The following is a 26,282-nucleotide window of genomic DNA, read 5'->3' on the forward strand; positions in this document are numbered from 1 at the left end:
CCTCAGAATATAGAAAAATTGAAGTTGTTAGTTACCGGATCGTAAGAGATGTACTTTTCGGGGAATTGAACTATGAAAAGAGTTAAGGTAAACTGAGAAAAATTAAATCCACTTTGCGTGTTAAACGCGATAGTGCCCTTTAGGCCGAGACATTGAGAACCAGTCGTAAAATTGAGATTCATGGATTGAACCTGATAATTCGAAATGTTGCCTTGAGCAGAGATTCCAAGATTCAACTGTGGTATATTTGCCGATAGAGTTATCGGTACGGGCCAGTTGAAAGAAATGTTTGGAAATATGTTCATCGAAAACTGGGAGGAAAATTGCAAGTTGCTTATAAAACCAAGGTTTCCTATGTTTGCCGTTATCTGATTTGCAAGGGTTAAGGGAGAGTTCGATGTGTAATTCGTGCCATAGGTGTAAAGCGTCTGGCCCTGATAGGAAAGGCCTCCATAATTCGAATTCAAGGTTATCTGGGTGTTTATCGGCTTTAGAGAAGGAGAAATTATGGAACTCGTATTTAAAACATTTTTTATATCGAAAAGATTGAACTTTGAAGAAGTTGTAAGAGTGATGTTCGACCACGGAGAGATGGGATTGTTGAAATCGTAAGTTACCTGACCTTGAGCACTTAAAGGAATTAACGGAAAGGTATAATTAGCCGTCAGACCTATATTGTTCTGAAAACTGTTTGTGTCAAAGTTCGAAAGGTTTTGACCGGCAACCTGAGTGTAATTGTAAACGGCTGACAGTCCCACACCAAGAAGATTGTAAGAGGCCTTTGTATTGGTTACAAGCGCCAGTCTGTCTCCGAATTGACTCGCATTCGAAATCGAAAAACCACTCTTGGCGCCGTAAGAAAAATTCAAACCCAGTCCGTAAAAATTGTAATTAAGCGCATTAAAAGCGTAGGATGCATCCATAAATGTAGAATAAGAGAGAGGTTGATTTGTGCCAGCACTTAAGGCGGCAGAATAAGATCCGGTTATGGAATTCAAAGTTGAAAATTTGATCGGCCAAGAAAAGTTTCCGGACAAAGAATGGGAGGTCGAAAAAGCATTTCCCGGAATTGAAAAACTGCTATTTCCGCTCAAAGTGCCGGTGACATTCACAGGGCCGATCTTTGTGTTTATGTTCTGAATTTGATAGGGCAAGGTGTAACTTTGATTTGATCCCGAGACTGTCTGGGTAAGTTTTGCGGCCATGCTTCCTCCAAGCACATTTGCCGAAAGTGAAAGGTTTGAATTCTCATTAGATGTATTTCCGCTTATCTGATCTTGATAGTTGAAAGCGGTATTGAAAAGGTTAAAAAGGGTCTTGGAGACTCCAAATTGAACTAATTGTGACGTTATAAAACCGGCAGTTTGTGTATTCGAATAAGAAAAGTAATATGGCACGTTAATGGCGGTACCCGCAAGATCGATTCCGTATGTTGAAGGGCCATTCGTGTAATTGGTGGAATAAACGTCTCCATTCAAATTCTTTGAAGTTGCGAAATTGAATTTAACGGCCGTGTACCATCCCTGAGATCCGGCGTAATTTATGGAAAATTCCATTGGTTGCTTTCCTCCGGCCAAAGAATAGTAATACTGAGGAAAGTAAAAGATCGGAATGCCCAAAAGGTACATGACGATGTTGTCGGCTATCAGGTGATCGCCCGGCACAAGGTATATCTTTGAGGCCGCGAATTCATAATGTGGCGGACTTGCGGTGCAAGTTGTGATGTATCCATTGTATATCGTCGTCGTGCCGGTAGTAGTATCGTAGTAAGCATTCGATCCGAAGAAATAAACATTCTGGGGATTACCGGCGGCATTTTTTATGCTTACGCTTCCCCTAAGATCGATGAGAAAAGAGGTATTTTGGTCGAGAATAACAGTCATCTGAGAGGCATATATCGTGTTTTTGCCCTGAATGTAGACTACATTGCCAGAAAAGATGGCCTTTACAGCCTGACGTTGATCGTTGAAAAATATCTCAACGCTCGAGGCCGAGATCGTGTACTGTGAAGAGGTAAGTTTAACTCCTCCGGTATATTCGACCTGAGTTGCGGAGATCAAATTGAGTTCTCCAGCGCTTATCTTGACCGTATCGCCGAACGCATGACCGGATAGGGTCACAAAAAGCAAAAGAACGATCGCAAATGGCATTATTCTGACAAAGATCTCTTTTATTCTAAAGATTATCTTGCTGTCGAGCAAGATGAAAAAGACAAGGCCTACAATTCCAAAGAGTATGTCCGGCAGCCATGCCGCAAGGACAGGATCTATCAGCCCGCTTTTGCCCATAGCGCTTAACCATGCCCCCGAACCTTGATACAAAACGACAAGTACAAAGGTTACTATAGCACTCCACGCCTTGCTTTTTATTCCAAAGAACAGAGAAAATGGAACGCCAAAGAAGGCTATTATAAGGGCTCCAAGGGCATTCGCATATCTTGAATAAAGTTCAACTATGAAAGGTTTTGCATCGAGTCCGAGTTTTTGGAAAAGTTTTATCCTATCGATAAGTTCAGAAGAACTCATCTCTTGAGCGCTCTTTTGAGATCTCAAAAATTGCACTATGTCCTGGTTTATATCCAATTTCATGGTATCAAAAGACATGTCAAAGGTTAGGATGTTGTTTTTGAGTGTATAGATTCTTCCATTTATCAAATACCATTTTTCATCTTTGAAATAGGCACTTTGGGCGTACGTGACAGTAACTTCATCGCCGGAAAGATGCGTTATCATAACGGATCCGAATTGCTCGGTCTTTGGGTTGAAGTTACTCACGTAGAAGTAATTGTCTCCGGCTCTAAAAAAAGTATTCGTCTGGATATTCGGGAAGTTCGATCTGTAAACTGACCTTTGAAGATAATTTGAAGCCTGCGCTGTAAAAGATGGCACAACGTAATTAGATACCAAATACGTGAAAAAACTCAAAATGGCAGAAAGGATCAAAAAAGGTATCACGATGCGCTTTAGATTTATTCCATGAACCTGAAAGGCCATCATTTCCCTGCGGGTGTAAAAATTCGAAAGTACCCAGAAGATAGAAAGTAAAACCCCTACCGGTACCCCCATTCCAACGAATTGTGGAATGTAATAGTAAAGCAAAACGAACAAGTTCCAAATACTCACATGGTTTTGCACTATTATATCAGATAACTGATACAAAACTTCCACGCTTACGAAGATTATAAAAACAATAAGGCCCGCAAAAAATGGAAAGACAAACTCTTTGGCAACGTATTTGTAAAGAGTTTTCACGAATTACCTCCCGTTGGATAGAGAAAAGCGATCTTAAGACATAGATCCGCTATTTCCTCTATGCGCTGCGAAATCATCATCAATCTCAAAGCCCTCGAAACGTTCTTTGGCGATTCCATCATGTAAAGTTTCAACTCGTCTTCGACCATTTCATAGATTCTATCGACCTCATTTTCACTTTTAACCATCTCGTCAAGCACTTTACCATCGCCGTTCGAATATGTTGACATACTCTTTCTTAACAATTCTTCCGTTATCTTTGCCATCTTTGGTAAGTCGATGAGAGGTTTGAGCATCGGTTCCTTAACGAGTTCGACAGTTTGATGGGAGATCTTTTTCGAATTATCGCCTATCATCTCAAGAAAATTGGCTATCAATATACCATTTCTTATTTCAACAAGAAAACGACCTATCGGAGCATATTCTCCGATTATGAGAGTGCCTTTTTCAACTATTGCGTCTCTCATCTCGTCTGCCAGTTTATCGTCTTCGATGACCTTTTTTGCGATATCAAGATCTCTGTTTGTAAGAGCGTAGACGGACTTATCAAAAAGGTCCGTGACAAGGATACTCATCTTCATCAAAGACTCTTTGTACTCTTCAACAACGCTTAAAGGTATCACATGACCACCCTTGGTGTATTATATCATTAGAAGATTAATTTTTGGAGGTTAAAGATGAAAGGCCTTAACATAACTGAATTGTTGATCGAAGCGTACAAAATGAACGCTTCAGATGTCCATTTGAGTGTTGATATGCCACCGGTCTTTAGAATTTACGGTGATCTTGTTCCACAGATAAAGTATGAACCTTACAAATCAGAAGAACTCTTAAAGTTGATAAGTGAACTTTTAAAATCTGTCAACATTCCATTCAACAAAAAAGAAATTGATTTTTCATTTGGGCTTGAAAATGTTGCGAGGGTGAGGGCAAATGTTTTTTTGGAAAGAGGGAATATAGCGGCAGCCTTCAGAATAATAACCTACAAGATAAGGAATTTCAACGAACTCGGTCTTCCTCCAATACTGTCCGAGTTTGCAAATCACGCAAGCGGAATCGTTCTAATAGCAGGGCCGACGGGATCTGGAAAATCAACGACTCTTGCGGCGATGATAGACAAAATAAATCAGGAAAGGCCAGTCCACATAATCACTATAGAGGATCCTATCGAATACATCTTTCAGAACAAACAGGCATTGATACATCAAAGACAACTTGGAAATGATACTGATTCCTTTGCAGATGGTCTAAAGTATGCCCTTAGGCAGGATCCAGACGTTATCCTCGTTGGAGAAATGAGAGACATTGAGACGATGAGGCTTGCCTTGACTGCCGCGGAAACGGGTCACCTTGTCTTTTCAACAATACACACCAATTCGGCGGGATCAGCGCCGGAAAGGATAATAGATGTTTTCCCCGAACATCAGCAAAAGCAGATCGCAATCCAACTTTCAAATACTCTTGTAGGTATAGCGTACCAGAGGCTTTTACCTTCGGCGAATGGAAAGGGATACGTTCCGATAGTCGAAATTCTCGTCGGAACTGTCGCCGTTAGAAATTTAATACGCGAAAACAAGTTGCATCAAATAGATTCCATGATAGAGACTGGAAGTAAGTTTGGAATGATAACCTTTGACGAAGCTCTAAAGAGGGCGATATCTTTGAATAAAATAAAAAAGAACGACGCGATCCTTTACGCAAAGGATCCATCGAGCCTTTAACGTCCCTTTAAGCAAGAATTCTCCCACTTCTATAAGTGGTGGGAGCATGTTACACAAAGGTTTATCCGTACGTTCCGGTAAGGTATTCTTCTGTCAATTTTTCTTTAGGGCTGTTCAAAACCTTTTCCGATTTTCCAAATTCAACGAGTCTTCCCATGTAAAAGAAGGCTATATAATCCGCTATTCTTGCGGCCTGCTGTATGTTGTGCGTGACTATAATTATTGTTATATCCTTTTTTATATTCTTGAGCACATTCTCAATCTGTTTTGTTGCGATCGGATCCACTGCCGAGGTTGGCTCATCGAGAAGCAATATTTTTGGACTTACGGCGAGTGCCCTTGCGATGCACAGCCTCTGTTGCTGACCTCCCGAGAGTTTGTAGGCGTTAGTCGAAAGCCTATCCTTTACCTCTTCGTAAAGAGATGCTGCCATTAAAGACTTGTTTACCTTTTCGTCTAAAATTTTTTTGTCTTTGATTCCGTTTATCTTGAGTCCAAAAGCGACATTTTCGTATATCGATTTGGGAAAGGGGTTAGGCTTTTGAAAGACCATGCCAATCTCTCTTCTTAATTCTTCGACGGGATATTCCATCGCATCACGGCCTTTGAAGATGATATTTCCGGTTGAGTAAAAGTCATCAAACCTGTCATTCATTCTGTTTATAGTCCTTATAAAGGTTGATTTTCCACACCCGGAAGGTCCTATTATTGCCACTATGGATTTCGAAGGAATTTCGATAGAAATAGAGTCTAATATCTTCTTTTGTCCGAAGTAAACAGACAAATCTTCAACCTTTAAATCGATATCCATCTTAACCACTCCTTATACTTTCCTCTTTATCAACCTGAAAATCACAACTGAAATATTCATGAGTGTGATCAGGGTAATGAGAACCAAGGCTATACCGTATGCAAAACTGGTACTTGCCTCTATGTTGATACTTGTCGTCATAAGACCATATATAGTGTAGGGAAGAGCCATGAATTGCTGATTTAGGGCTGTTGGGAAATGTGCGAGATAGAGCGTTGCGCCAGTAAAGAGTACGGGGGCAGTTTCACCGGCTATCCTTGCGCTTGCAAGTATAACACCCGTTAAAACTTTGGGAAGAGCAACGGGAAAGACCACTAACAGAGCGCTCTGCCATCGTTTCGATCCGAGTGCAAATGATCCTTCCCTTAATTCATTGGGGACATCTCGCATGGCATTTTCGGTCGTCACTATTATTATCGGAAGGGCAAGTATCGAGAGCGTAAGGGCCGAACTCAAAATTGAAAATCCAAATCTAAAAAGCACGACGAAAACTGCCAAACCGAAAAGGCCATGAACCACGGAAGGAACTCCGGCAAGGTTCGCAACCATCATCCTAAGAAAGTTAAACAATTTACCCCTGTTTCTGTACTCCGAAAGGTATATACCCGAAAGAACGCCTATTGGAACTGCAAAGACAAGGCCGAGGCCGGTGACTATGAAGGTACCCGCTATCGCAGGTCCTATTCCTCCGTGTGGCATTCCCTTAAAATCGAAGGATGTTATCGAAGTCAAAAAATCCCAGTTCAAAACTCTAAATCCATTAACGAATATGATCACGAAGATCGATCCCATTGCGATGAGAATTCCAATTGAAATGACAGATAAAATCAAAAAGGCGATCCGTTGCTTTAGCATGCGTTTTACCATTACTTCATCATCTGCCTTTCATATCTGAACCTTATCATTTCTCCCGCAACGTTTATAAGAAAGGTTATGACAAAGAGAATTGCCCCTATTCCAAAGAGAGCATAAAAATGGGGAGTACCAACAGGTGTCTCTCCCATTTCTGCCGCTATTGTCGAAGACAAAACTCTCGCAGGCTGAAAGATGTTAGAAGGAAATATCGCGGCATTTCCTGCAACCATAAGTACTATCATCGTCTCCCCAAAAATTCTTCCAAGAGAAAGCATCGTTATCGATGCAAAAGGACCTTTGAGACCGGGTATGACAACCCTTGTTAGAGTTTCAAATTCATTTGCCCCCAGAGCCTGAGAACCTTCTTTTTGTTCTGGAGAGAAGGCACTTATAAAATCTTCCATCATCGATGCAGGCATCGGTATTGTGATAAGTGAAAGCATTATGGCGGCATTTAAAATATTCTGGCCCGTATCCATGTTGAGGACATTTTGAAAGTAAGGCGCCACTATGCTAAGACCAATGAGGCCAAGTATCACAGAGGGAATACTTGAAAAGATCTCCAAGAAAGTTTTTAAGATGTAACGAAATTTTTTTGGGACAATGTACGTGATGAAGATAGCAATGACAAAGGCCGAGGGAATAGTTATAAAGATTGCAAGCGAAGAAATCCACACGGTAGCGTCCAAAAGTGGAAGAATGCCGTAAAATGGAGGGACGGCCGTTGGATACCACAAAGTACCAAAAAAGAATCCAATAGGCTCAACCGTCTCAAAAAGTGGTATCCAGTTGTAAAACAAAAAGAAGGTGATCGCCACGATTATGGCGATCGAAGTTAGGCCAGATACGGAGATAAGGCGATCTATCGTACTTTTCATTCTCCCCTATTTCACCTCATAAATTGGGACAAATCCAACCTCGGCAACTATTTTTTGTCCTGCCGGAGAAAGACCAAAATTTATGAACTTGGCAATTTGATTCGATGGAATACCATTTACTATCATGAAAAGTGGCCTTGCAAGCGGATAGGCACCAGACCTTGCAGCCTCGACATTCGCTTTCATTCCACTTATGGCGACTTCAGAGATATTAGAACCACTCTCAAGGTAGGCAAGGCCTACATACCCGATAGCCCTCTTGTTGGACGCAACGGCTCTGACAACCTCGGCGTTAGATGCAACTGTCAGTGCTTCCGGCTTTACAAGCATACCCCTCATAACTCTTTCTGCCCACACTTCAAAGGTACCAGAACTGTTGTCTCTCGTGACAACGACGATGGGCATATCAGGACCTCCAACCTGAGACCAATTCGTTATCTTTCCAGAGTATATCTGCTGAAGTTGATCAAGGGTGAGATTTCTGACCGGGTTATCCGAATTGACTATCGGTGCTATTGCGTCGTAAGCAACTACTATCGGAAATGGAAAAAGGCCCTTTGAAACTGCCGATTTGATTTCTGTATCGCTCATCCATCTTGAAGAATCAGCGATATCGGCAACACCATCTAAAAGTGCTTTGATGCCATTTCCAGATCCATTTCCAACAACGGAAATGTTGACATCAGGATTCATTTTCATATAAGCCTGGGCCCATTGCTGTGCTATGGGAAGAACTGTAGTCGATCCAACTATAGCGATCTTTGACGCAAAAACCGAAAGCGCAAGCATGGAAAGAACCAACATAACTAAAATCTTTTTCATTTGAAATCCCTCCTTTTTCTGACTCTATTCTAAGTCAGAATTTTTATCCCAATTTTATCTGAGATTAAATTCTTTTACGGTACGCAGTAAGAATTGATCGATTCTCAATTTTTACGTGCGAAATCGCTTACAACAGGATGGGTTCAAAAAACGAAGGTTAAGCCTTTAAAACCGTCCGAAAACATCGAAATTAAATTCAAAAGACAAATTTCATTCATTTTTTGACTTTGCATTTAAAAGCACTTTAAGTATATATTATGAAAGGTGATTCATCTTTTTTATGAATGATGATTCATATTACACAGGAGTATGAAGATGACGATAGGCATAGGCGGAATAGGAGTTTACATTCCAGAAAATTTTTGGGACTCTCAAAAAATATCCGAACTTTCTGATCTTCCAAGGTGGGTCGTCGAAGACAAACTCGGAATAAAGAAAAAGGTGATGCCCGGCTCAGAAGATCATCCGGCTTTAATGGGTATAAAGGCCGCAAAGAAAGCCATTGAAATGGCAAAATGTGATCCTTCGGAAATAGACGTTGTGATTTGGAATGGATCGCAACATAAAGATTATCCGATATGGCTTGCAGGCACATACGTCGCAGAAAAGATCGGCGCAAAATACGCGTGGTCTTTTGACATGGAGGCCGAATGTGGAAGCATGATGGTCGGTATGAAGGTCGCAAAAAGTTTGATTTTGTCAGATCAAAAAATAAACACGGTTCTTTTGGTAAGTGGATACAGGAATTGCGATTTTGTCAATTACAAAAATCCAAAGACAAGGTTTATGTACGATCTTGGATCGGGAGGCGCGGCCGTGATCGTAAGAAGAAATGCGCCAAATACGATCCTTGAGACCGTTACGATCACGGATGGGAGTTTTTCAGAAGATGTCGTCGTCCCTATGGGTGGCACTAAAGAGCCGGTAAATTGCGAAGGGATCGCAAACGGTCATGGATATTTGGACGTGATCAATCCCGATTCGATGAAAGAAAAACTCGACGATCTTTCAATGAAAAACTTCGAGAAAGTTATACGCCTCTCGGTCGAGCAAAGTGGATATACCGTCGATGATATAGATTACCTTGCCATTCTTCACATGAAAAGGTCCGCACACCAAGAGGTTTTGAAGAGATTGAATCTTTCGGAGGAAAAGACAATATACCTCGAAAATTACGGTCACATAGGGCAAAACGATCAAATACTTTCTATTTCACTTGCCCTCGATAGTGGAAAGATAAAAGATGGAGATCTTGTCGTGCTCGTTGGAGCCGGCATTGGGTATATATGGTCTGCAACAACGGTGCTTTGGGGGAGATAAGATGCAAAGAATGCCGGTATCTCAAAGGGGAAAGGAAACGTACAAAAAGATAATTCAAAAATCCATCGAATTGTTCAGCGAAAAGGGGTATCAGGAAGTTTCGGCCGCGATGATCTCGAAAAGTTGTGGCATTGGAAATGCCTCATTTTATCAGTATTTTTCATCCAAAGAGGAGGTACTTTACGAAATAGTAAGAGAACTAACTGAATCGATAAAGGAAAATGTGAAAAAGTCGATGGATTCAAAGGTTGAAACTCTTGAAGAAAGATTGAAGATATTCATCGAATCACTCACAGACCTTATCGTTAAAGACATAAACGCATATACATCCTTTAGAAATGCAGAATTTCTCTTTCCAGAGATCTCAGAAGGACTTTACGAAGAGATATATTCGATCTTATCCTCTGAATTTTTAAAAAACAAAGATGAGAACACAAGGAAAGTCTTTTACATCTTCGTCATGGGAATAATAAATTTCGTCGTCAACGAATATACCTTCTGCGAGAATAAAAGAATAGATCAAAAAGTCATCGATTCGATCGTTGATCTTATCCTTTACGGTCTTGATCCGGATACTCACAATATCAATAAGGAAGCCTTTCTTTTTCTTCCAAGATCCGAGGACAAAAAGATCGAATTTCATTCTCAATGGTCTTTGACTCACAGAAAGATACTCAAAGCATCCGAAGATCTTTTTGGTAACAAGGGATATTCTAACTCAAAGATATCCGAAATAGCGGCTCTTGCCGATGTGGGACTTGGTACATTTTACGTGCACTTCGACTCCAAAATAGAGGCTTTAAGAGAACTTGTAGCCTCAACACTTGAAGACCTCAAGGCAAATCTAAGAAGATACGTGTGGAGATTCACAGACAGAAGAGATGCTGAAATAGCCGGGTACGCAGGATTCATAGATTTTTTCAGAGATCACAGGGAGATGTATTCCATAGTAAGGGAAATGGAATTTGTAGATTCCAAAACCGAGATCTTTTACTACTCTGAAATTTCCAGATCTTACATAAAACCGCTCGAGAGAGCCTTTAAAAATCATGAGTACAGAGAGTTCGATCCAGCATTGCTTTCCTACATGTTGATGGGAATAGGTCACCAATTAGGACTTGAATTGTTGATTGGACGTGAATTCGATGAAGATAAATGTATCGATTATTTGAGAATTCTATCCGTATTTCTAATGCATGGCCTTAAAGGGATGGAGGGATAAGATGGACTATAAAGAGATTTATAAATCGAAGATCATAGACACAGAGACTCTAATGAAAAAGATTTTAAAGGGCAATAAAACCGTCGTCCTTGGAATGGCCGCAATGGAGCCACAATCATTTCTTAACAACCTTAAAGACTGTGATTTTGATAATTTACGTATCTTCTCCTGTCTTGATGTTGTCGACTTTCCTGTTCAAAAGGATCCAAAATTTTCGTCAAAGTTCCTTAATGAATCGTGGTTTTACAGCAACCCTACCCGTGAGGCCGCAAATATGGGCATAGGTACGGTAACATACATACCAAACAATTTACATTTAGCAGGTACGGACAAACTTCAAAATGATAAGCCAGACATTTACTGGGGTATAGCCTCTCCTATGGATAAACACGGATATCTGACCTTATCGCTGAGCGTCGTTTACGAAAAGGATATGATAGAAAATGTCGATAAAATAGTGCTCGAGGTAAATCCAAATGCACCGAGGACGCATGGGGACACGCAAATTCATATCTCCGAAGTCGATCACGTGATAGAGGTTGATTATCCCATTCCAACTATAGTGAATGCAACTCCGACAAAAGAAGACGAACTTATAGCCGGATACATAGCAGATCTTATAGAGGATAGTGCCACTCTTCAACTCGGAATTGGAGGCATTCCCAATGCCGTTGCGTCATTCTTGGAACACAAACGTGATCTTGGAATTCACACAGAAATGCTCACCCAGGGCATGATCGAACTTTTAAACAAAGGGGTAATAACGAATAAGAAAAAGACCCTCTGGCCCGGAAAAATGGTCTGTACCTTCGGACTTGGTGAAGAAAGCATGTACGATTTCGTGGATGACAATCCCGGTATTCTCTTTTTGAGAGGCAAATACGTCAACGACCCCTACGTTATAGCCCAAAATGACAAAATGGTAAGCATCAACACGGCTTTAATGGTCGATCTGACCGGACAGGTCGCGTCCGAAAGTATAGGATTTAAGCATTACAGCGGTACTGGAGGCCAACTTGACACGCACCGGGGCGCCTCAATGGCGAAGAACGGCAAAGGCATAATAGCACTTCACTCTACCGCAAAAGATGGGAAAATTTCGAAGATAGTCCCATTTTTGCCGGAAGGCACCGGAGTAACCGTGCCGCGCCAAGATGTTGACTGGGTTGTCACCGAACACGGTGCTGTTCATTTGAAAGGAAAAAGTCTTCGTGAAAGGGCAAGATTACTCATTTCAATAGCAGATCCGGTATTCAGAGAAGAGTTGAAAAGAATTGCGATATCAAACCATATATACTGATACTTCCAACGATTGAGAATTGTTCATTTGTGAGGAGGTTAAATATGAGACTAAAAGGGAAGGTAGCACTTATAACGGGAGCGGCAAGTGGAATTGGATTGGAGACTTCCAAGTTGTTCATAAAAGAAGGCGCAATCGTTGCCGCGTGTGATTACAATGAGGAATCTTTACAAAGGATGAAGTCCGAGATTGGAGATTCTTACAGGATATACAAAATGGACGTTTCGAAACATGACGATGTTAAGACGATAGTCGATAAGATCTTTTCAGATCTTGGACATATCGATATTCTTGTAAATAACGCAGGTATAACCAAAGACAACTTTCTTGTCAAAATGCCAGAATCGGATTTCGATGCCGTAATCTCCGTAAACCTTAAGGGAGTCTACAACGTAACTCAGGCCGTTGTTCCTTACATGATGAACCAAAGAAGTGGCGTTATATTGAATGCCTCTTCGGTCGTCGGAATATACGGAAATATTGGTCAGACCAATTACGCTGCGGCGAAAGCCGGACTGATTGGTATGACCAAAACATGGGCAAAAGAATTCGCAAGATACAACATACGTGCAAATGCAATTGCACCGGGATTTATAAAGACTCCTATGACAGAGAAGGTTCCAGAAAAGATCATAGATCAGATGAAGGCGAAAACGCCTCTTGGAAGGATGGGAGAGGCCATAGACGTTGCAAATGCCTATCTGTTTTTGGCCTCAGATGAGGCAAATTACATAACCGGTCAGGTACTCGGCGTTGATGGAGGACTGGTCTTTTAGAATGGACAATTGATAATTAGAAATTGAAAATGGAAAATTGTCAATTATAAATTGTCAATTATAAATTATCAATTGTCAATTGATTTAAAGGGAGGCATAAGATGAAAATTTACATAATAGGTGCAAAAAGGACGGCGATAGGTGTTTTTGGTGGAAGTTTAAAGGATATTCCCGCAACAAAACTCGGATCTATCGCTATAAAGGGTGCTATGGAACAGGCGAAGGTTGATCCAAAAGAAATTAACGAAGTGATCATGGGAAATGTCCTTGTGGCGGGCGAGGGCATGGGCCCCGCAAGACAATCTTCAATATACGCCGGGATCCCTGTCGAAATGCCGGCATTTACCGTTAACATGGTTTGCGGAAGCGGAATGAAGGCGATAATGGTTGGTGCAACTGATATTGCAGTTGGAAATGCAGATTTGGTCGTTGCTGGCGGTATGGAAAGCATGTCTCAGGCACCATTTTTGCTGAATTACAAGACGAGATTTGGTGCAAAATTCGGAAACATGGAAGTCATCGATCACATGGTCTACGATGGTCTTACAGATGTTTTCAATCAGGTTCATATGGGAATCACCGCTGAAGAGATCGCAAAACGTTTGAATATAACAAGAGTTGAACAGGATGAATACGCACTTGAAAGCCAAAGAAGGGCAAGAGAGGCCATATCAAATGGAAAGTTCAAAGACGAGATAATTCCGGTAGAGGTAAAGGACAAAAAAGAGATTAAGATCTTCGACACAGATGAAGGTCCAAGAGAGACAAATATGGAGGCTTTATCACGGTTGAGACCTGCGTTTAAAGAAGGGGGAACTGTTACGGCCGGAAATTCGTCCGGAATAAACGATGGTGCAAGTGCGGTAATTCTCGCAAGTGAAAGGTACCTGGCAACTCACGATGTAAAACCTATAGCCGAGATAATCGGATGGGGTCAGGGCGGAGTTGATCCAATCATCATGGGATTGGGCCCTGTGCCGGCAACTGAGAATGCGTTAAAGATGGCACATCTTTCTTTTAACGACATCGAATTGATAGAAGGAAATGAAGCCTTCGCAGTTCAAACTCTCGGCGTTATAAAACAGTGGACCGAAAAATACGGTGTTTCAAAAGAACGAATACTTGAAAAGACGAATTTGAACGGCGGGGCAATAGCACTCGGTCATCCAATTGGGTGCTCTGGAAACAGAATAACCGTGACGCTTTTGTACGAAATGATGAAGAAAAAGGCCGAATTAGGTCTTGCAACACTTTGCATAGGTGGTGGAATGGGCACTGCTGTCGTGATAAAAAAAGTTTGATTTTGAAAGGGGATTGTGGTATGAAGAAATTTTTTGTTTTTTCAGTTATTTTGGGGTTACTTTTGACTTTTGCCTTCGCAGCAGACTCATCATCTTTTGGAGTTTACCCTGACAAAGTCGTTATCGGGACATTTCAGGCATTGTCGGGACCATATGCCATAATCGGGCAGGGTATGCTCAAAGGCATGAAAGCCTACTTCAACTGGATAAACGATCAGGGTGGAATCAACGGAAGAAAGATCGATCTTTTGGTCTACGATGATCAACTCAATCCGGCCTTAACCGTTACCGATGTGAAAAGAATGGTCGAGCAGGACCATGTCTTTGCGGTCGTTGGTGGTCTCGGGACACCGGGATGTCTTGCCGTGATGGGCTATCTTAACGATAACGGTGTGCCGTTCGTTTATCAGGGAAGCGGTGCACCACAGTTATCAAATCCTCCAAAAGAGTACGTATTTCCGGTTCAGCCAAACTACGATTTAGAAGGACATTTGATAGCAAGATTTCTCGTCCAAAATCAGCATAAATCGAAGATAGCGGTCATGTATATGAACAACGATATAGGTCAGCAGGAACTCGACGGCATTCAAAAGCAACTTGCCGATTTCAACATGAAGCCATACATGACGATAGCATATAATCCAACAAGTGCGGATTTCAGTTCGGATATAATCAAACTCATGTCCGCAAATCCCGACTCTTTAGTTATCGCAGGTCTTATCACTGACACGATAAGAATTGTGACACAGATCAAACAGTATGGTATGAACATACCAATTGTGACGATATATCCGAATGCCGATCCGGCATTCATACAACTTGGAGGCAAGGCCGTTGAAGGCGTTATTCTCACTGGATGGGTGCCGATACCGACGAAAGACAATCCAGACTTTACCACAAAATTCGATCAATACCTCAAAATATACCAAAAATCGTATCCAAATGAGATCCCAAGTTCTTACGCGGCTGCGGGCTTTATAGCCGCTGAAGTCTTTTCGCACGCACTTGAACTTGCCGGTCCGAATCCCACAAGAGACGGAATTGTAAATGCACTCGATACTTTTGACAACTGGAATGGAATTCTTGCCCAGGGAATAACCTTCACGCCAACGGACAGGGAAGGAAAGACATCAATGTATTTCATGAAGATAGAAAACGGTACCTTTGTACCTATATCAGGGTGGATAACTTTGAAATGATTCTATCGATAAAAGCGCTTTCGGTAAAATTCAAGGGATTGATAGCGGTCAACAATTTTTCAATGGATGTTGAAAAGGAAAGCTTTCATTCCTTAATAGGACCGAATGGGGCAGGAAAGACCACCGTTGTAAATGCCTTAACGAGGGTTGTGCCATCGACCGGCACAGCCTTCTTTGAAGGCTTTGATCTTTTGAAAATGCCGCCTCACAGGATAATAAATGTCGGTGTGGCAAGAACTTTTCAAAATTTAGAACTTTTTAAAAATTTAACAGTTATGGCTAACCTTTTCATAGGTACAATACACAAGATAAATTACAATTTCCTTGATGAGGTCTTCAATACGAGATCTTACAAATCTGAGCAGTCAAAAACTTTACAGAGCATAATAGAAATTGCCGAGATGCTCGGCATAAAAAGATATTTGAATATGCCCGTTTCATCTCTTCCTTATGGCACGCAAAAACTCGTTGAAATAGGGCGGGCCGTGATATCAAGACCGAAATTACTGATTTTAGATGAACCTTTTGCGGGTTTAAACGATCAGGAATCCGAAAAACTAAAAGAAGAAATTTTGAGAATAAAAGGTCTTTACGCGATCACGATCCTCATGATAGAGCATGACATGAAAATCGTTATGTCTGTCTCGAACAAGATAACTGTCATGAATTTTGGTGAAAAAATAGCCGAGGGAAGTCCATCCGAAATAATTCAGAATAGAAAGGTGGCTGAAGCCTATCTTGGAGACAGATCATATTTTAGAAGTTGAAAATCTTACCGTTAAGTATGGACCGATAGAAGCAGTAAAAGGGACAAACTTTTTCGTCGGTAATCAAGAGGTGGTTTCGATACTCGGCGCAAATGGCGCAGGAAAGAGTTCAACCCTGAAAGCACTTGCAGGTTTAATTCCGCATGAAGGCAGGGTAACATTTCTATCGAAAGACATATCCAGAACGGAACCTTACATAATACCGTATTTGGGCCTTACACTCTGTCCCGAAAGAAGAGGCATCTTCCCGGATTTAAGTGTCGAGGATAACCTTTTGTTAGGCGCTTACACGATAAGGAAAAACAAAAATTTGATAAAGGAAAATATCAGAAAAGTTTACGTGCTTTTTCAAAGATTGGAAGAGAGAAAAAGACAACTTGCGGGAACACTTTCTGGAGGAGAGCAGCAGATGCTCGCGATAGGACGGGCTTTGATGAATGATCCCAAACTTTTAATGTTGGACGAGCCTTCTTTGGGTCTTTCACCGAAATTAGTCGATTTCATCTTTGATTCGCTCAAAACGATAAATAAATCCGGTACAGCGATATTGCTTGTGGAGCAAAATGCCATGATAGCGATGGAAATATCTACCAGGATCTACGTCATGCAAAACGGAAAGTTTGCAATCTCTGGAAATACGAAAGATATCGATTTTCAGAATTTAAAAATGAAATACTTAGGGGTGTGAAATGGTATTTCAACAAATAATTGCCGGCATAATAACGGGCTCTCTTTATGCGATAGTGGCACTTGGACTTGTCATAGCATACAAGGTAACCGGAGTTATGAATTTCGCTTACGGATACATGGGGATGATCTCGGCTTATATTTTCTTTACATGCTTTTCCATGGTAGGTATGAATTACATTTTATCGTTCTTTATCGCCATCGCATTTGGATCTTTTGTCGGTTATGCAGTCGAACGCGGGCTTTTAAGGCCTGTAAGAAATATCTCTCCGGCCTCTATGGTGATAATAACACTGGGCCTGCTTTTGGTACTTGAGGGTGTCGCACTTCAGATATGGGGAAATAATTACCAGCAAATACCAAATCTTTTAAATGGCCTTCCTTTGATATTGAGATTCAATGGTGGCATCATAGTCATACCTCAGCAAAATCTTTTGATTTTGGGAGTTGTGACGGCCGTCATAATCGCACTCATTTTGTATTTGAACCTCACATTTCAGGGAAAGGCCATGAGGGCAGTTGCTCAAAATGAGGAGATCGCAAAACTTATGGGTATAAATTCAAGCCTTATGATGTCGATTTCGTGGATCATTTCCGGATCGATAGGCGCGCTTGCGGCATTACTTGTCGCTCCTCAAACCTTCGTTTATCCGGATATGATGCTAAATCTTCAAATAATGGGCTTTACCGCCGCAGTCCTTGGTGGATTTGAAAGTATCCCCGGCTCGATAATAGGCGGTATATCGATAGGCATTATTGAGAACCTTGTAGGGACTTACATATCCACAAACCTCAAGACGACCTTTTCGCTTGCGATAATAGTCGCCATTCTTATCGTCAAGCCAGAAGGATTGCTCGGAAGCGCAAAAGCGAGGAGAGTTTAGTGAAAAAATATCTCTATTTTATACCTTTTGTGCTTGTTCCTCTGCCATTTGCTGGGTATCCTTTTTTGCTTTCCATCTTCGTCTTGATAGGCATATACACAATAGCGGCCATAGGGATGGATGTACTGACAACATGGGCGGGCCAGATCTCGATAGGTAACGCGGCATTCTTCGCGGTTGGCGCTTACACATCGGCAATTTTAGTCGTGAATTTTCATGTGCCATTTTTGATCGCTTTTTTGATCTCAGGCCTTTTTGCCCTGATAATAGGTATCGTGGTAGGACTTCCGGCTCTTAGAGTTTCCGGCTTTTACCTTGCGGTCGTGACGATGGCCTTCGGTATAGCCGTCCAACAAATCATAGGCGTGTTTCAAATAACGGGTGGATACAACGGCATAAGAAACATACCTGTACCATCTTTTTGGATCTTTAAAGCATCACCACTTTACCAGTATTACATAGTGCTAACGATAATATTTTTGATCTTCATTGTACTTTCAAGAATTTCATTTTCAAAAAGCGGACTTGCGCTCTTTGCAATGAGAGATAGCGAGATAGCGGCAAGATCCTTCGGAATTAATTTGCTCAAATACAAACTCGCAGCCTTTGGATCGAGTGCCGCTTTAACCGGTCTTGCCGGTAGCCTTTATGCATCGGCCATAGGGTTTATATCTCCATCGCAGTTCGATCTGACACTTTCGCTTGATCTTCTCGCGATGGTCATAGTCGGAGGCGCGGGAAGCGTGATGGGTGTTATGATAGGTGCGGCCTTCTTTGTGGGGTTACCGTTTTTACTTTCTGGTTATAACATTTCGATAACGATAATTCAGGGTGCTGTCCTTATTTTGATCCTTTTATTTTTACCAAAAGGGCTTTTACAAATCTTTAAAATCAAGGATCTTTTCAAGAAGAAAGTGACTTAAGTATATTCTCTCAATCTGGACACTAAGGAATGGACTGGCTATGGCCAATGGCACCGGGCTACGAGCCACGCGCTAATAGATTGATAGAAGAAGGAGGATTTAAATGTTTGTTCAAATCGAAAATGTGAGAATTTTTTACGAGATGGATGGAGATGGAATTCCCGTTGTTTACGTCCACGGAAATTTTGCGTCATCGAAATGGTTCGAAGAGGTTATGAAAATCGACGGGATAAGGACGTATGCGCTTGACATGCCCAACTTTGGAAATTCAGATAGGATAGATTCGATTTCGATAGAAGTATACGCAAATTATCTATGGAAATTCATCGAATCGCTAAAAATTTCAAGACCAATCCTTGTAGGCCATTCACTTGGCGGTGCCGTAACTTTGAAATGTGTCGTAGATCATGATGCATTTTCTGGATTGATTCTTGTCGATCCAGCACCGGCAGATGGTTTAAAGACGGCTGAAAACCTTTATTCTGTACTTGAAAGTTTCAAAGATCATCCCGAATTGCTTGAGTTTTCCCTCGCAAGTACCATGCCGGCAAGGAAAGAGAAGGCAAAAGCGTTAGTTAACGATGCGTTGAAAATGAATCCTAAAGCCTTTAGCGGGAATGCGCGTGCGCTTGAAAGGTACGATTACTCCCAAAATCTGAGAGATATAAAAGTACCGGTGAAAATTCTATGGGGAAGTTTGGATCCGATAGTCCCAAAAGAGAGCCTCGAAAAAATGGCAAGGATGATCCCGAACTGTCAATTTGAAGTGCTGGATGGCATCGGTCATAGCGTTATCGTTGAAAGCCCGAAAAAGTTCATTGAAATAATGGTGAAATTCAAAGATGCCCTACACGAATAACGGAATACATTACGAATGCAATGGCCATGGAGATCCTCTTGTATTGCTTAACGGTATAATGATGTCAACCGTAAGTTGGTCGTACCATGTTGAAAGACTAAAAAATGATTTTAACGTTATAACCTTTGATTTCAAAGATCAGGGGAAATCAAGCCGTGAAGATAAAGACTATCACATATTTGACAGATCAAATGACCTTTTAGATCTAATGAAATATTTAAAGATCGAAAGCGCTCATATTGTTGGCGTTTCTTACGGTGCACATGTGGCAGAGTATTTTGCGGCAAAATTCCCATCGAAAGTTAAAGGTCTTGTTCTATCAAATGCAACCTTTAAAGTTAAAAATCATCTAAGAGAAATAGGAAAAAGTTGGGAATATTCCGCGAATACTTATGATCCTGAACTTTTGTTCAGAGTCTCCTTTCCATTTATTTACTCAAGAACATTCTACGATTCTAATCCTGAATGGATAGAAAAACGTATAAAAATCTCTTCATCGTCAACTACGAAAGAATGGATGGATGGATTCATAAGACTTTCGAAATCTTCTCGCGATTTCGATCTTTCAAAGGAGATAAGACAAATAAAGTCTCCTACCCTTGTCATATCTGCATCGGAAGATTTGCTTATTCCTTCTAACGAGATGAAAGAAATGTCTTTCTTGATCGAAAATTCAAAATTTTTGAAAGTAAAAAATACGGGTCATGCTTTTTTTCTTGAAAGACCAGAATTGTTCTGTAAAATAATCAAGAAATTTCTAAAATCAGTGTAGTATAATAATTTCGTGCAGAAAAAAATCAAATATGGAATTTTAACTGCTGTTTTGGTAGGTGTTTTCGTTTCTGGAATGGATCAAAATGTTGTTGGAACTGCGATGCCACGAATAATAGCAGATTTAGGTGGTATGGATCTTTATTCGTGGGTATTTACAGCGTACATGTTATCGTCGACGATCTTCATTCCGATCTTTGGAAAACTTTCCGATATCTTTGGAAGAAAATACTTTTACATGACAGGCATAAGTATCTTCATAATTTTCTCATTTTTCTCTGGCCTTTCTCCAACGATGTACTGGTTAATTGCCTCGAGGGCATTGCAAGGTGTAGGTGCTGCGATGATGACATCGCTTGGACCTGTAATAATAGGAGATATTTTCACGACAAAAGAACGTGGAAAGTATCAGGGAGTATTTGGAGCGGTATTTGCAGTATCGAGCATCATAGGACCTCTCATAGGAGGTTTTTTAACGGATAACGTCAACTGGCACTGGGTCTTTTACGTGAATATCCCGATTGGAATGGTGGCCATAATTTTAACGTATATCTTTATTCCAAAAAATCTCGGATCAAATGTCCTTAACGTTAAAGTTGATTACCTCGGATCATTTTTCATAGGAATTTCGATCTTCTCATTTCTTTTGGGTACATCTTACGCCTCAATAGACAATTCATGGACAGAAAAGAAAGTTGTAGTGCTTTTCATAATCTCGGCAATAATGATCTTAATTTTTTATATCGTAGAAAGAAGGGTACCAGAGCCTATATTCGAATTAAAACTTTTTAGAAATAAGATCTTTTCTTTGTCGAGCATCATAAATTTCATAACCGGCTTTACCCTTTTTGCACTTCTTGTGTACATACCTTTATTTTTTCAGGCAGCCCAAGGACAGAGTGCCATGAATTCTGGACTTATATTGATGCCGGCAATGGTTACCGGTGGAATAGCAAGTATCCTCGGAGGTTTTTACATTTCAAAGACCGGAAGATACAAATTTGCTTTCATTTTAAGTGCCGCAATATCTTCCTACGGTCTTTACAGGATGATTTCCCTGACATCTACATCTCCGGTTCTCGAAATAAACATAGACATGATGATCGCTGGATTTGGTGCGGGTGTTAGCATGGGTATGATGTTTGTGGTGATTCAAGGCACAGTTGAAAAGAGATATTCGGGAATCGCTCTATCATCGATAACATTCTTCAGGAATATAGGCGGAACAATAGGAACGGCAGTTCTTGGCACTGTCGTTAACGATTATTACATTTCTCAACTGCAAAAAATACCGAAGATAGTGAATCTTATTCTTCCAAAAGATCTCCTCTCTTTTATGAATAATCCACAATTTTTGATGAACAAATCTGACATTCTCTCAAAAGTTCCTCCAACTTTCAAAGCCGTTTTGAATGGCATATTCGCAGATATGGCCATGTACCTTGCGAAGGCGATAGATAGGGCCTTCTTTCTTTCTATGATAATGGCTATAATCGCCCTAATACTTGCCATTCTACTTCCGAGACAAAAAATATCGTGAAGTGTACGATTTTTGAAATTTAAATTTTGTGGTATATAATAAACTCACAAAAAGATAGGAGGGGATTTCTTATGAAAGGTTTGGCCGTTTTGTTAGTACTTTCGGTTTTTCTCTTTTCAATCGTTGGTGCCTACACTTTAACTATTCTCGAGACAACCGATCTTCACGGTCACATCTATCCAGTCGATTACTCGAACAATGCTACCACGAATTACGGACTTGCCCGTCTTGCGACTTTGATTCAAAAGATCAAAGCACAAAATCCAAATGTATTGCTTTTTGATGATGGAGATCTTATTCAAGGATCGCCTCTCGAGTATTACCACGCCGCGATAGATAATTCGGGAATTGACCCGATGATAGCCGTCATGAATTACCTTGGATACGATGCTATGACCCTTGGAAATCACGAATTCAACTACGGACAGTCTGTTCTGAGAAAAGCCATAAGCGAGGCTAAATTCCCAATCACTTCTGCGAACATAGTCAATTCTGAAACTATGAAGCCAGAATACGGTAACGGTTATGTCATATTCAACATGAAGGATGGTCCAAAGGTGGGTTACATAGCGTTAACGACGAAGTACATACCAAATTGGGAAGAGCCAAGCCACATAAAAGGCCTTGAATTCCTTGATGCCGTTGAAACTGCACAGAAATACGTTGATCTTTTAAAATCTCAGGGTGTAGATGTGATAATAATTGGCTATCACGGAGGCCTTGAAAGAAATCCTTCAAATGGTCAACCAACTGAAGAATTGACCGGAGAAAATGAAGGATATGCCATAGCAACGCAGGTGAAAGGAATTTCCGCCCTTTTGCTTGGTCACCAGCATCTATCATACGCTCTGAAGATGGGAAATCTTCCAGTCGTAATGGCCTCCTACTGGGGAAGGGCTCTTGGAAAGATAACGCTAAACCTTGACAATTCAAACGGTAAATGGGTTGTAGTATCAAGCGAGGCTACTTTAATCTCCGCAAATAACGTAACGCCTGATGCAACCGTTATGAAACTCGTTCAGAAAGATGAGAACGCAACCCAAAAATGGCTCGATCAGCCATTGGGACAATCCCTCGGAGACTTTTACGTATCAAATCCTATGTACGCAAGGATGAGAGACAATCCTTTGATTCAGTTTGTAAATACCGTTCAGATGTACTATACGGGCGCGAAGATCTCCTCGACTGCTTTGTTTAACGATGATGTGCGCGGATGGAAAAAAGGACCTGTCACGATGAGAGACGTCATGGCCGTTTACATATATCCGAATACTCTCAACGTGATAGAGGTCAGCGGAAAGGATCTAAAGGATGCCCTTGAACAAAGTGCTTCATATTTCACCTTTGACAACGGTAAGGTCGGAGTTTCAAAGATGCCAGGATACAATTACGACATGTACGAAGGTATATCTTACATAATAGATCTCACAAAACCTGTCGGAGGTAGAATCGTATGGCTTGCCTACGATGGAAAGCCTATTTCTTACTCTGCAACTTACGATGTGGTACTGAACAATTATAGGTCAGGTGGCGGTGGCAATTACATGATGTTCAAGGGAAAGCCAGTCGTTAAATCCGTCATGATGGAAGTCTCTGAATTGATGGCCGATTACATAAGAAATAACGGGTACATCTGTCCCGCCGTTGATCAAAACTGGGAGGTTATCACAAGGCCATTCGAAGATTTGTTCCAAGAATATGTTGTCTCGAATGGTGAAACTCTCCAGAGCATAGCGATGAAGTTCAATACGACTGTTCAAACTATAGCGGGATTGAATGCTCTAAAAGGAGATCCATTACCCGGTAGCACGATAATAGTACCAAAGATGTAAGATTCAAAAAGGCGGGAAGTCCCGCCTTTTTAAAATAAAAATTTGTGACAAAAATCACAGTTATTTTAATCGAAAGGGGGGTAAAATATATGTGAAATCGAGGAGGTGTTACGAATGTTTTGTTATCAGTGTGAAGAAACACTTAATGGGAAGGGCTGTACAAAGGTTGGCGTGTGCGGCAAAAAAGATGATGTTGCAACCTTACAGGATCTACTTATATATACTCTGAAAGGTATATCTTTCTGGGCTTCGAGATCGAGAAAATTAGGTCTCGTCGATGAAAAGGCCGATCTTGCAATCATAAAAGGGCTTTTTGCAACGGTGACAAATGTCAATTTCGATCCCTCAAGATTCGTAGAATACATAAAAGAAGATCTCGAAATAAGAGACAATCTAAAGGAAAAATTTCTTAACGCTTACAAAAAAAGATATTCAAAGGATTTCAAAGAGGACATTCCAGATTGTGCCAACTGGAAGTTGAAGGATTTTTCAAAAGAAACTCTTCTTTCAAAAGGTGCGGATGTCGGGATTCTTTCAGATAAGATAGACGAAGATGTCAGATCGCTAAGGGAATTCATGATAATAAGCCTTAAAGGTATGGCCGCCTATATGGATCACGCCTACATCCTTGGCTTCAAAGATGATGAACTGTTTGCATTCGTCGAAGAGGCTTTAGACGCAAGCGTAAGGATAAAGGATGTCAACACGATGTTCGACTACGTCGTAAGGACCGGGAAGGTCGGTCTCAAGGCGATGGAATTGCTTGATAGGGCAAATACTTCCCATTATGGGAACCCAGAGCCCACAATGGTGAATATAGGAGTAAGGCCCGGACCTGCGATACTTATAAGTGGACATGATCTAAAGGATCTCGAAGATCTGCTCGATCAAACGAAAGGAACAGGTGTTAACGTCTACACGCACGGAGAAATGCTGCCGGCAAATGCGTATCCGTACTTCAAAAGATACGATAATCTTGTTGGAAATTACGGAAATTCATGGTGGATGCAAAACAAAGAATTTGAAAGTTTCAACGGCCCGATAATAATGACGACAAATTGCTTAACGCCACCTTCTGAAAGTTATAAATGGCGTGTCTTTACAACGGGCCTTGTTGGATGGCCGGAAGTCAAACACATACCAGACAGAACAGGTAATCAAAAAGATTTCTCCGCCGTGATAAAAATGGCACTTGAAATTGGCAAAGGTCCTACTCAGATCGAGAGCGGGAAGATTCCGATAGGATATGCAAGGAATACCGTCCTTGAGATGGCAGACACGATTACACAGATGGTAAGAGATGGAAAGATAAAGAGATTTTTCGTCCTTTCAGGGTGCGATGGAAGGTTTAAATCGCGCGAATATTACACAACGCTTGCGACAAAACTTCCAAAAGATACCGTAATTCTTACATCCGGATGCGCAAAATACAGATACAACAAACTCGATCTTGGACAGATAGAAGGGCTTCCAAGGATTTTGGACGCAGGTCAATGTAACGATTCATATACATGGATAGCAACGGCTTCCAAACTTGCTGAAATCTTTGGAGCCGAAAGCGTCAATGATCTTCCAATTTCATTTGATCTTGCATGGTACGAACAAAAGGCCGCATTCATTTTGAATGTCCTGCTTTCTCTCGGCGTTAAAAATATACGTTTAGGTCCAACATTGCCAGCCTTTGTTTCGCCGAATATCCTGAATGTGCTCGTCGAAAAGTTCCAGATAAAGCCAAATGGTAATGTTGATACCGACCTTGAAATGATGATGCAGGGGAAATGAGAAGGGCTTTAGCCCTTCTCATGTTTTCATGGCCATCTCTTTCAATTTATCGATATCGAGTATCGTTACGTGATCTTTACTCAATGAGATAAGGTTTTGGTCTTTAAAATACCTCAAAGTTCTTTCCACATTTTCTCTCGAAAGGTTAAGCATATTTCCCATCATTTCTCTGTTCATATCGAGAGTTATTTTGATATTTTTCCCATCTTTTGTTCCATTCGAATGGGCAAGATCTAAAAGGAAGAAGGCCATCTTTATGATTGAATTACCTATTATTAGATTTTCAAAACGCTGAGATAGGTAAGAAAGGCGAGAAGTTAGGTTTTTTATAATTTCTACTGCCATTTGATTGTCATTCATCAAAAGCACTTCAAATTTATTCACATCGATCTCAAGAACTCTTGAATTGTCCATAGCATCAGAACTTGCAGGATAAGATTTTTCCTTCTTAAACAGCAAAGATTCGGCGAATAATTCCCCGGGCTTTAGTATTTTGATAACGAATTCCTTTCCAGATGTGCTCAATTTGAAAATCTTTATTTTACCGCTTAAAACCATGTAGATCTTTTTCCCTTCTTCGCCTTCGAAAAAAAGCGTCTCACCTTTTTTGACCGTTACAATTCGAGAAATGCCGATCAACTTTCCAATCATTTCGGCATTGAAGTTGGAAAAGTACTCGGATTTTTGAATTATCGTTGATACGTCCATTAAACCTCACCTTTTAGATCTTATCATAGATCTGGAAAATGCCACATCCTCGATTGAATTGGATTACATCTAT

Annotated in this window: 23 protein-coding genes; 16 read left to right on the top strand and 7 right to left on the bottom strand. The window is 40.9% G+C overall.

Translation table 11 applies throughout. The features are described from left to right. Positions 1-2 precede the first annotated feature (2 nt). Both ATHSA_RS04930 and ATHSA_RS04935 read right to left on the bottom strand, forming a co-directional pair. Positions 3-3,251, bottom strand: a complete 3,249-nt coding sequence (locus ATHSA_RS04930; RefSeq protein WP_161848028.1) for an LptF/LptG family permease — start codon at positions 3,249-3,251, stop codon at positions 3-5. Next, positions 3,248-3,874, bottom strand: coding sequence for a phosphate signaling complex PhoU family protein (locus ATHSA_RS04935; protein ID WP_161848029.1), 627 nt, complete (start codon positions 3,872-3,874; stop codon positions 3,248-3,250). The genes ATHSA_RS04930 and ATHSA_RS04935 overlap by 4 nt, the downstream gene beginning before the upstream one ends. A gap of 54 nt (positions 3,875-3,928) precedes the next feature. On the opposite strand from ATHSA_RS04935, the gene ATHSA_RS04940 reads away from it, so the two are divergent. Beyond that, entirely contained in the window at positions 3,929-4,972 is a 1,044-nt protein-coding gene (locus ATHSA_RS04940; protein WP_161848030.1) for a type IV pilus twitching motility protein PilT, read from the top strand. A 61-nt stretch (positions 4,973-5,033) separates the two neighbouring features. Here ATHSA_RS04940 and pstB read toward each other — a convergent pair whose 3' ends face one another. Genes pstB through ATHSA_RS04960 form a run of 4 tightly spaced genes read right to left on the bottom strand, consistent with a single transcriptional unit; the run spans position 5,034 to position 8,338 of the window. Further along, on the bottom strand, positions 5,034-5,783 hold the full coding sequence (gene pstB / locus ATHSA_RS04945; protein WP_161848031.1) for a phosphate ABC transporter ATP-binding protein PstB: 750 nt from the start codon (positions 5,781-5,783) through the stop codon (positions 5,034-5,036). Positions 5,784-5,795: 12 nt separating this feature from the next. After that, entirely contained in the window at positions 5,796-6,650 is an 855-nt protein-coding gene (gene pstA / locus ATHSA_RS04950) for a phosphate ABC transporter permease PstA (protein WP_161848032.1), read from the bottom strand. After that, the gene (pstC, locus tag ATHSA_RS04955) at positions 6,650-7,516 is read right to left on the bottom strand and encodes a phosphate ABC transporter permease subunit PstC (protein ID WP_161848033.1); all 867 of its coding nucleotides are present in this window, start codon (positions 7,514-7,516) and stop codon (positions 6,650-6,652) included. Before pstC ends, pstA begins: the two co-directional genes overlap by 1 nt. A gap of 6 nt (positions 7,517-7,522) precedes the next feature. Beyond that, positions 7,523-8,338, bottom strand: a complete 816-nt coding sequence (locus tag ATHSA_RS04960) for a PstS family phosphate ABC transporter substrate-binding protein (RefSeq protein ID WP_161848034.1) — start codon at positions 8,336-8,338, stop codon at positions 7,523-7,525. Positions 8,339-8,653: 315 nt separating this feature from the next. Between ATHSA_RS04960 and ATHSA_RS04965 the strand changes: the two genes are divergently transcribed. The 15 genes from ATHSA_RS04965 to hcp all read left to right on the top strand — a co-directional run bounded on the left by ATHSA_RS04965 (position 8,654) and on the right by hcp (position 25,501). Continuing rightward, positions 8,654-9,658, top strand: a complete 1,005-nt coding sequence (locus ATHSA_RS04965; RefSeq protein ID WP_197739106.1) for a 3-oxoacyl-ACP synthase — start codon at positions 8,654-8,656, stop codon at positions 9,656-9,658. A 1-nt stretch (position 9,659) separates the two neighbouring features. Then, entirely contained in the window at positions 9,660-10,880 is a 1,221-nt protein-coding gene (locus ATHSA_RS04970; protein ID WP_161848036.1) for a TetR/AcrR family transcriptional regulator, read from the top strand. Between the two features lies 1 nt (position 10,881). Further along, entirely contained in the window at positions 10,882-12,180 is a 1,299-nt protein-coding gene (locus tag ATHSA_RS04975) for an acetyl-CoA hydrolase/transferase family protein (RefSeq protein ID WP_161848037.1), read from the top strand. A gap of 44 nt (positions 12,181-12,224) precedes the next feature. Beyond that, positions 12,225-12,956: a 3-oxoacyl-[acyl-carrier-protein] reductase gene (gene fabG, locus ATHSA_RS04980; RefSeq protein ID WP_161848038.1), complete on the top strand. Its 732-nt coding sequence runs from the start codon at positions 12,225-12,227 to the stop codon at positions 12,954-12,956. A 101-nt stretch (positions 12,957-13,057) separates the two neighbouring features. Next, positions 13,058-14,257, top strand: coding sequence for an acetyl-CoA C-acetyltransferase (locus tag ATHSA_RS04985; RefSeq protein WP_161848039.1), 1,200 nt, complete (start codon positions 13,058-13,060; stop codon positions 14,255-14,257). A 20-nt stretch (positions 14,258-14,277) separates the two neighbouring features. Continuing rightward, a complete protein-coding gene (locus ATHSA_RS04990) occupies positions 14,278-15,456 on the top strand; it encodes an ABC transporter substrate-binding protein (protein WP_161848040.1) in 1,179 nt (392 codons plus the stop codon). Beyond that, positions 15,453-16,223 (top strand): ABC transporter ATP-binding protein, encoded by a 771-nt coding sequence (locus ATHSA_RS04995; RefSeq protein ID WP_161848041.1) that lies wholly within the window; start codon positions 15,453-15,455, stop codon positions 16,221-16,223. The genes ATHSA_RS04990 and ATHSA_RS04995 overlap by 4 nt, the downstream gene beginning before the upstream one ends. Next, complete coding sequence (locus ATHSA_RS05000) at positions 16,195-16,911, top strand: ABC transporter ATP-binding protein (RefSeq protein ID WP_197739107.1); 717 nt, start codon at positions 16,195-16,197, stop codon at positions 16,909-16,911. The genes ATHSA_RS04995 and ATHSA_RS05000 overlap by 29 nt, the downstream gene beginning before the upstream one ends. A gap of 1 nt (position 16,912) precedes the next feature. After that, complete coding sequence (locus ATHSA_RS05005) at positions 16,913-17,794, top strand: branched-chain amino acid ABC transporter permease (protein WP_161848042.1); 882 nt, start codon at positions 16,913-16,915, stop codon at positions 17,792-17,794. After that, on the top strand, positions 17,794-18,717 hold the full coding sequence (locus ATHSA_RS05010; protein WP_161848043.1) for a branched-chain amino acid ABC transporter permease: 924 nt from the start codon (positions 17,794-17,796) through the stop codon (positions 18,715-18,717). Before ATHSA_RS05005 ends, ATHSA_RS05010 begins: the two co-directional genes overlap by 1 nt. Before the next feature lie 103 nt (positions 18,718-18,820). Beyond that, entirely contained in the window at positions 18,821-19,576 is a 756-nt protein-coding gene (locus ATHSA_RS05015) for an alpha/beta fold hydrolase (RefSeq protein WP_161848044.1), read from the top strand. Continuing rightward, entirely contained in the window at positions 19,560-20,348 is a 789-nt protein-coding gene (locus ATHSA_RS05020) for an alpha/beta fold hydrolase (RefSeq protein ID WP_161848045.1), read from the top strand. The genes ATHSA_RS05015 and ATHSA_RS05020 overlap by 17 nt, the downstream gene beginning before the upstream one ends. 51 nt (positions 20,349-20,399) lie before the next feature. Further along, positions 20,400-21,887, top strand: coding sequence for an MDR family MFS transporter (locus ATHSA_RS05025; protein ID WP_161848046.1), 1,488 nt, complete (start codon positions 20,400-20,402; stop codon positions 21,885-21,887). 71 nt (positions 21,888-21,958) lie between these two features. After that, complete coding sequence (locus tag ATHSA_RS05030) at positions 21,959-23,719, top strand: 5'-nucleotidase C-terminal domain-containing protein (RefSeq protein WP_161848047.1); 1,761 nt, start codon at positions 21,959-21,961, stop codon at positions 23,717-23,719. Between the two features lie 114 nt (positions 23,720-23,833). Beyond that, entirely contained in the window at positions 23,834-25,501 is a 1,668-nt protein-coding gene (hcp, locus tag ATHSA_RS05035; RefSeq protein WP_161848048.1) for a hydroxylamine reductase, read from the top strand. Positions 25,502-25,519: 18 nt separating this feature from the next. Here the strand turns inward: hcp and ATHSA_RS05040 are convergent, their stop codons facing one another. Further along, entirely contained in the window at positions 25,520-26,209 is a 690-nt protein-coding gene (locus ATHSA_RS05040; protein WP_161848049.1) for a Crp/Fnr family transcriptional regulator, read from the bottom strand. Positions 26,210-26,282 lie beyond the last annotated feature (73 nt).

The organism is Athalassotoga saccharophila (assembly GCF_009936215.1).
Classification (GTDB): domain Bacteria; phylum Thermotogota; class Thermotogae; order Mesoaciditogales; family Mesoaciditogaceae; genus Athalassotoga; species Athalassotoga saccharophila.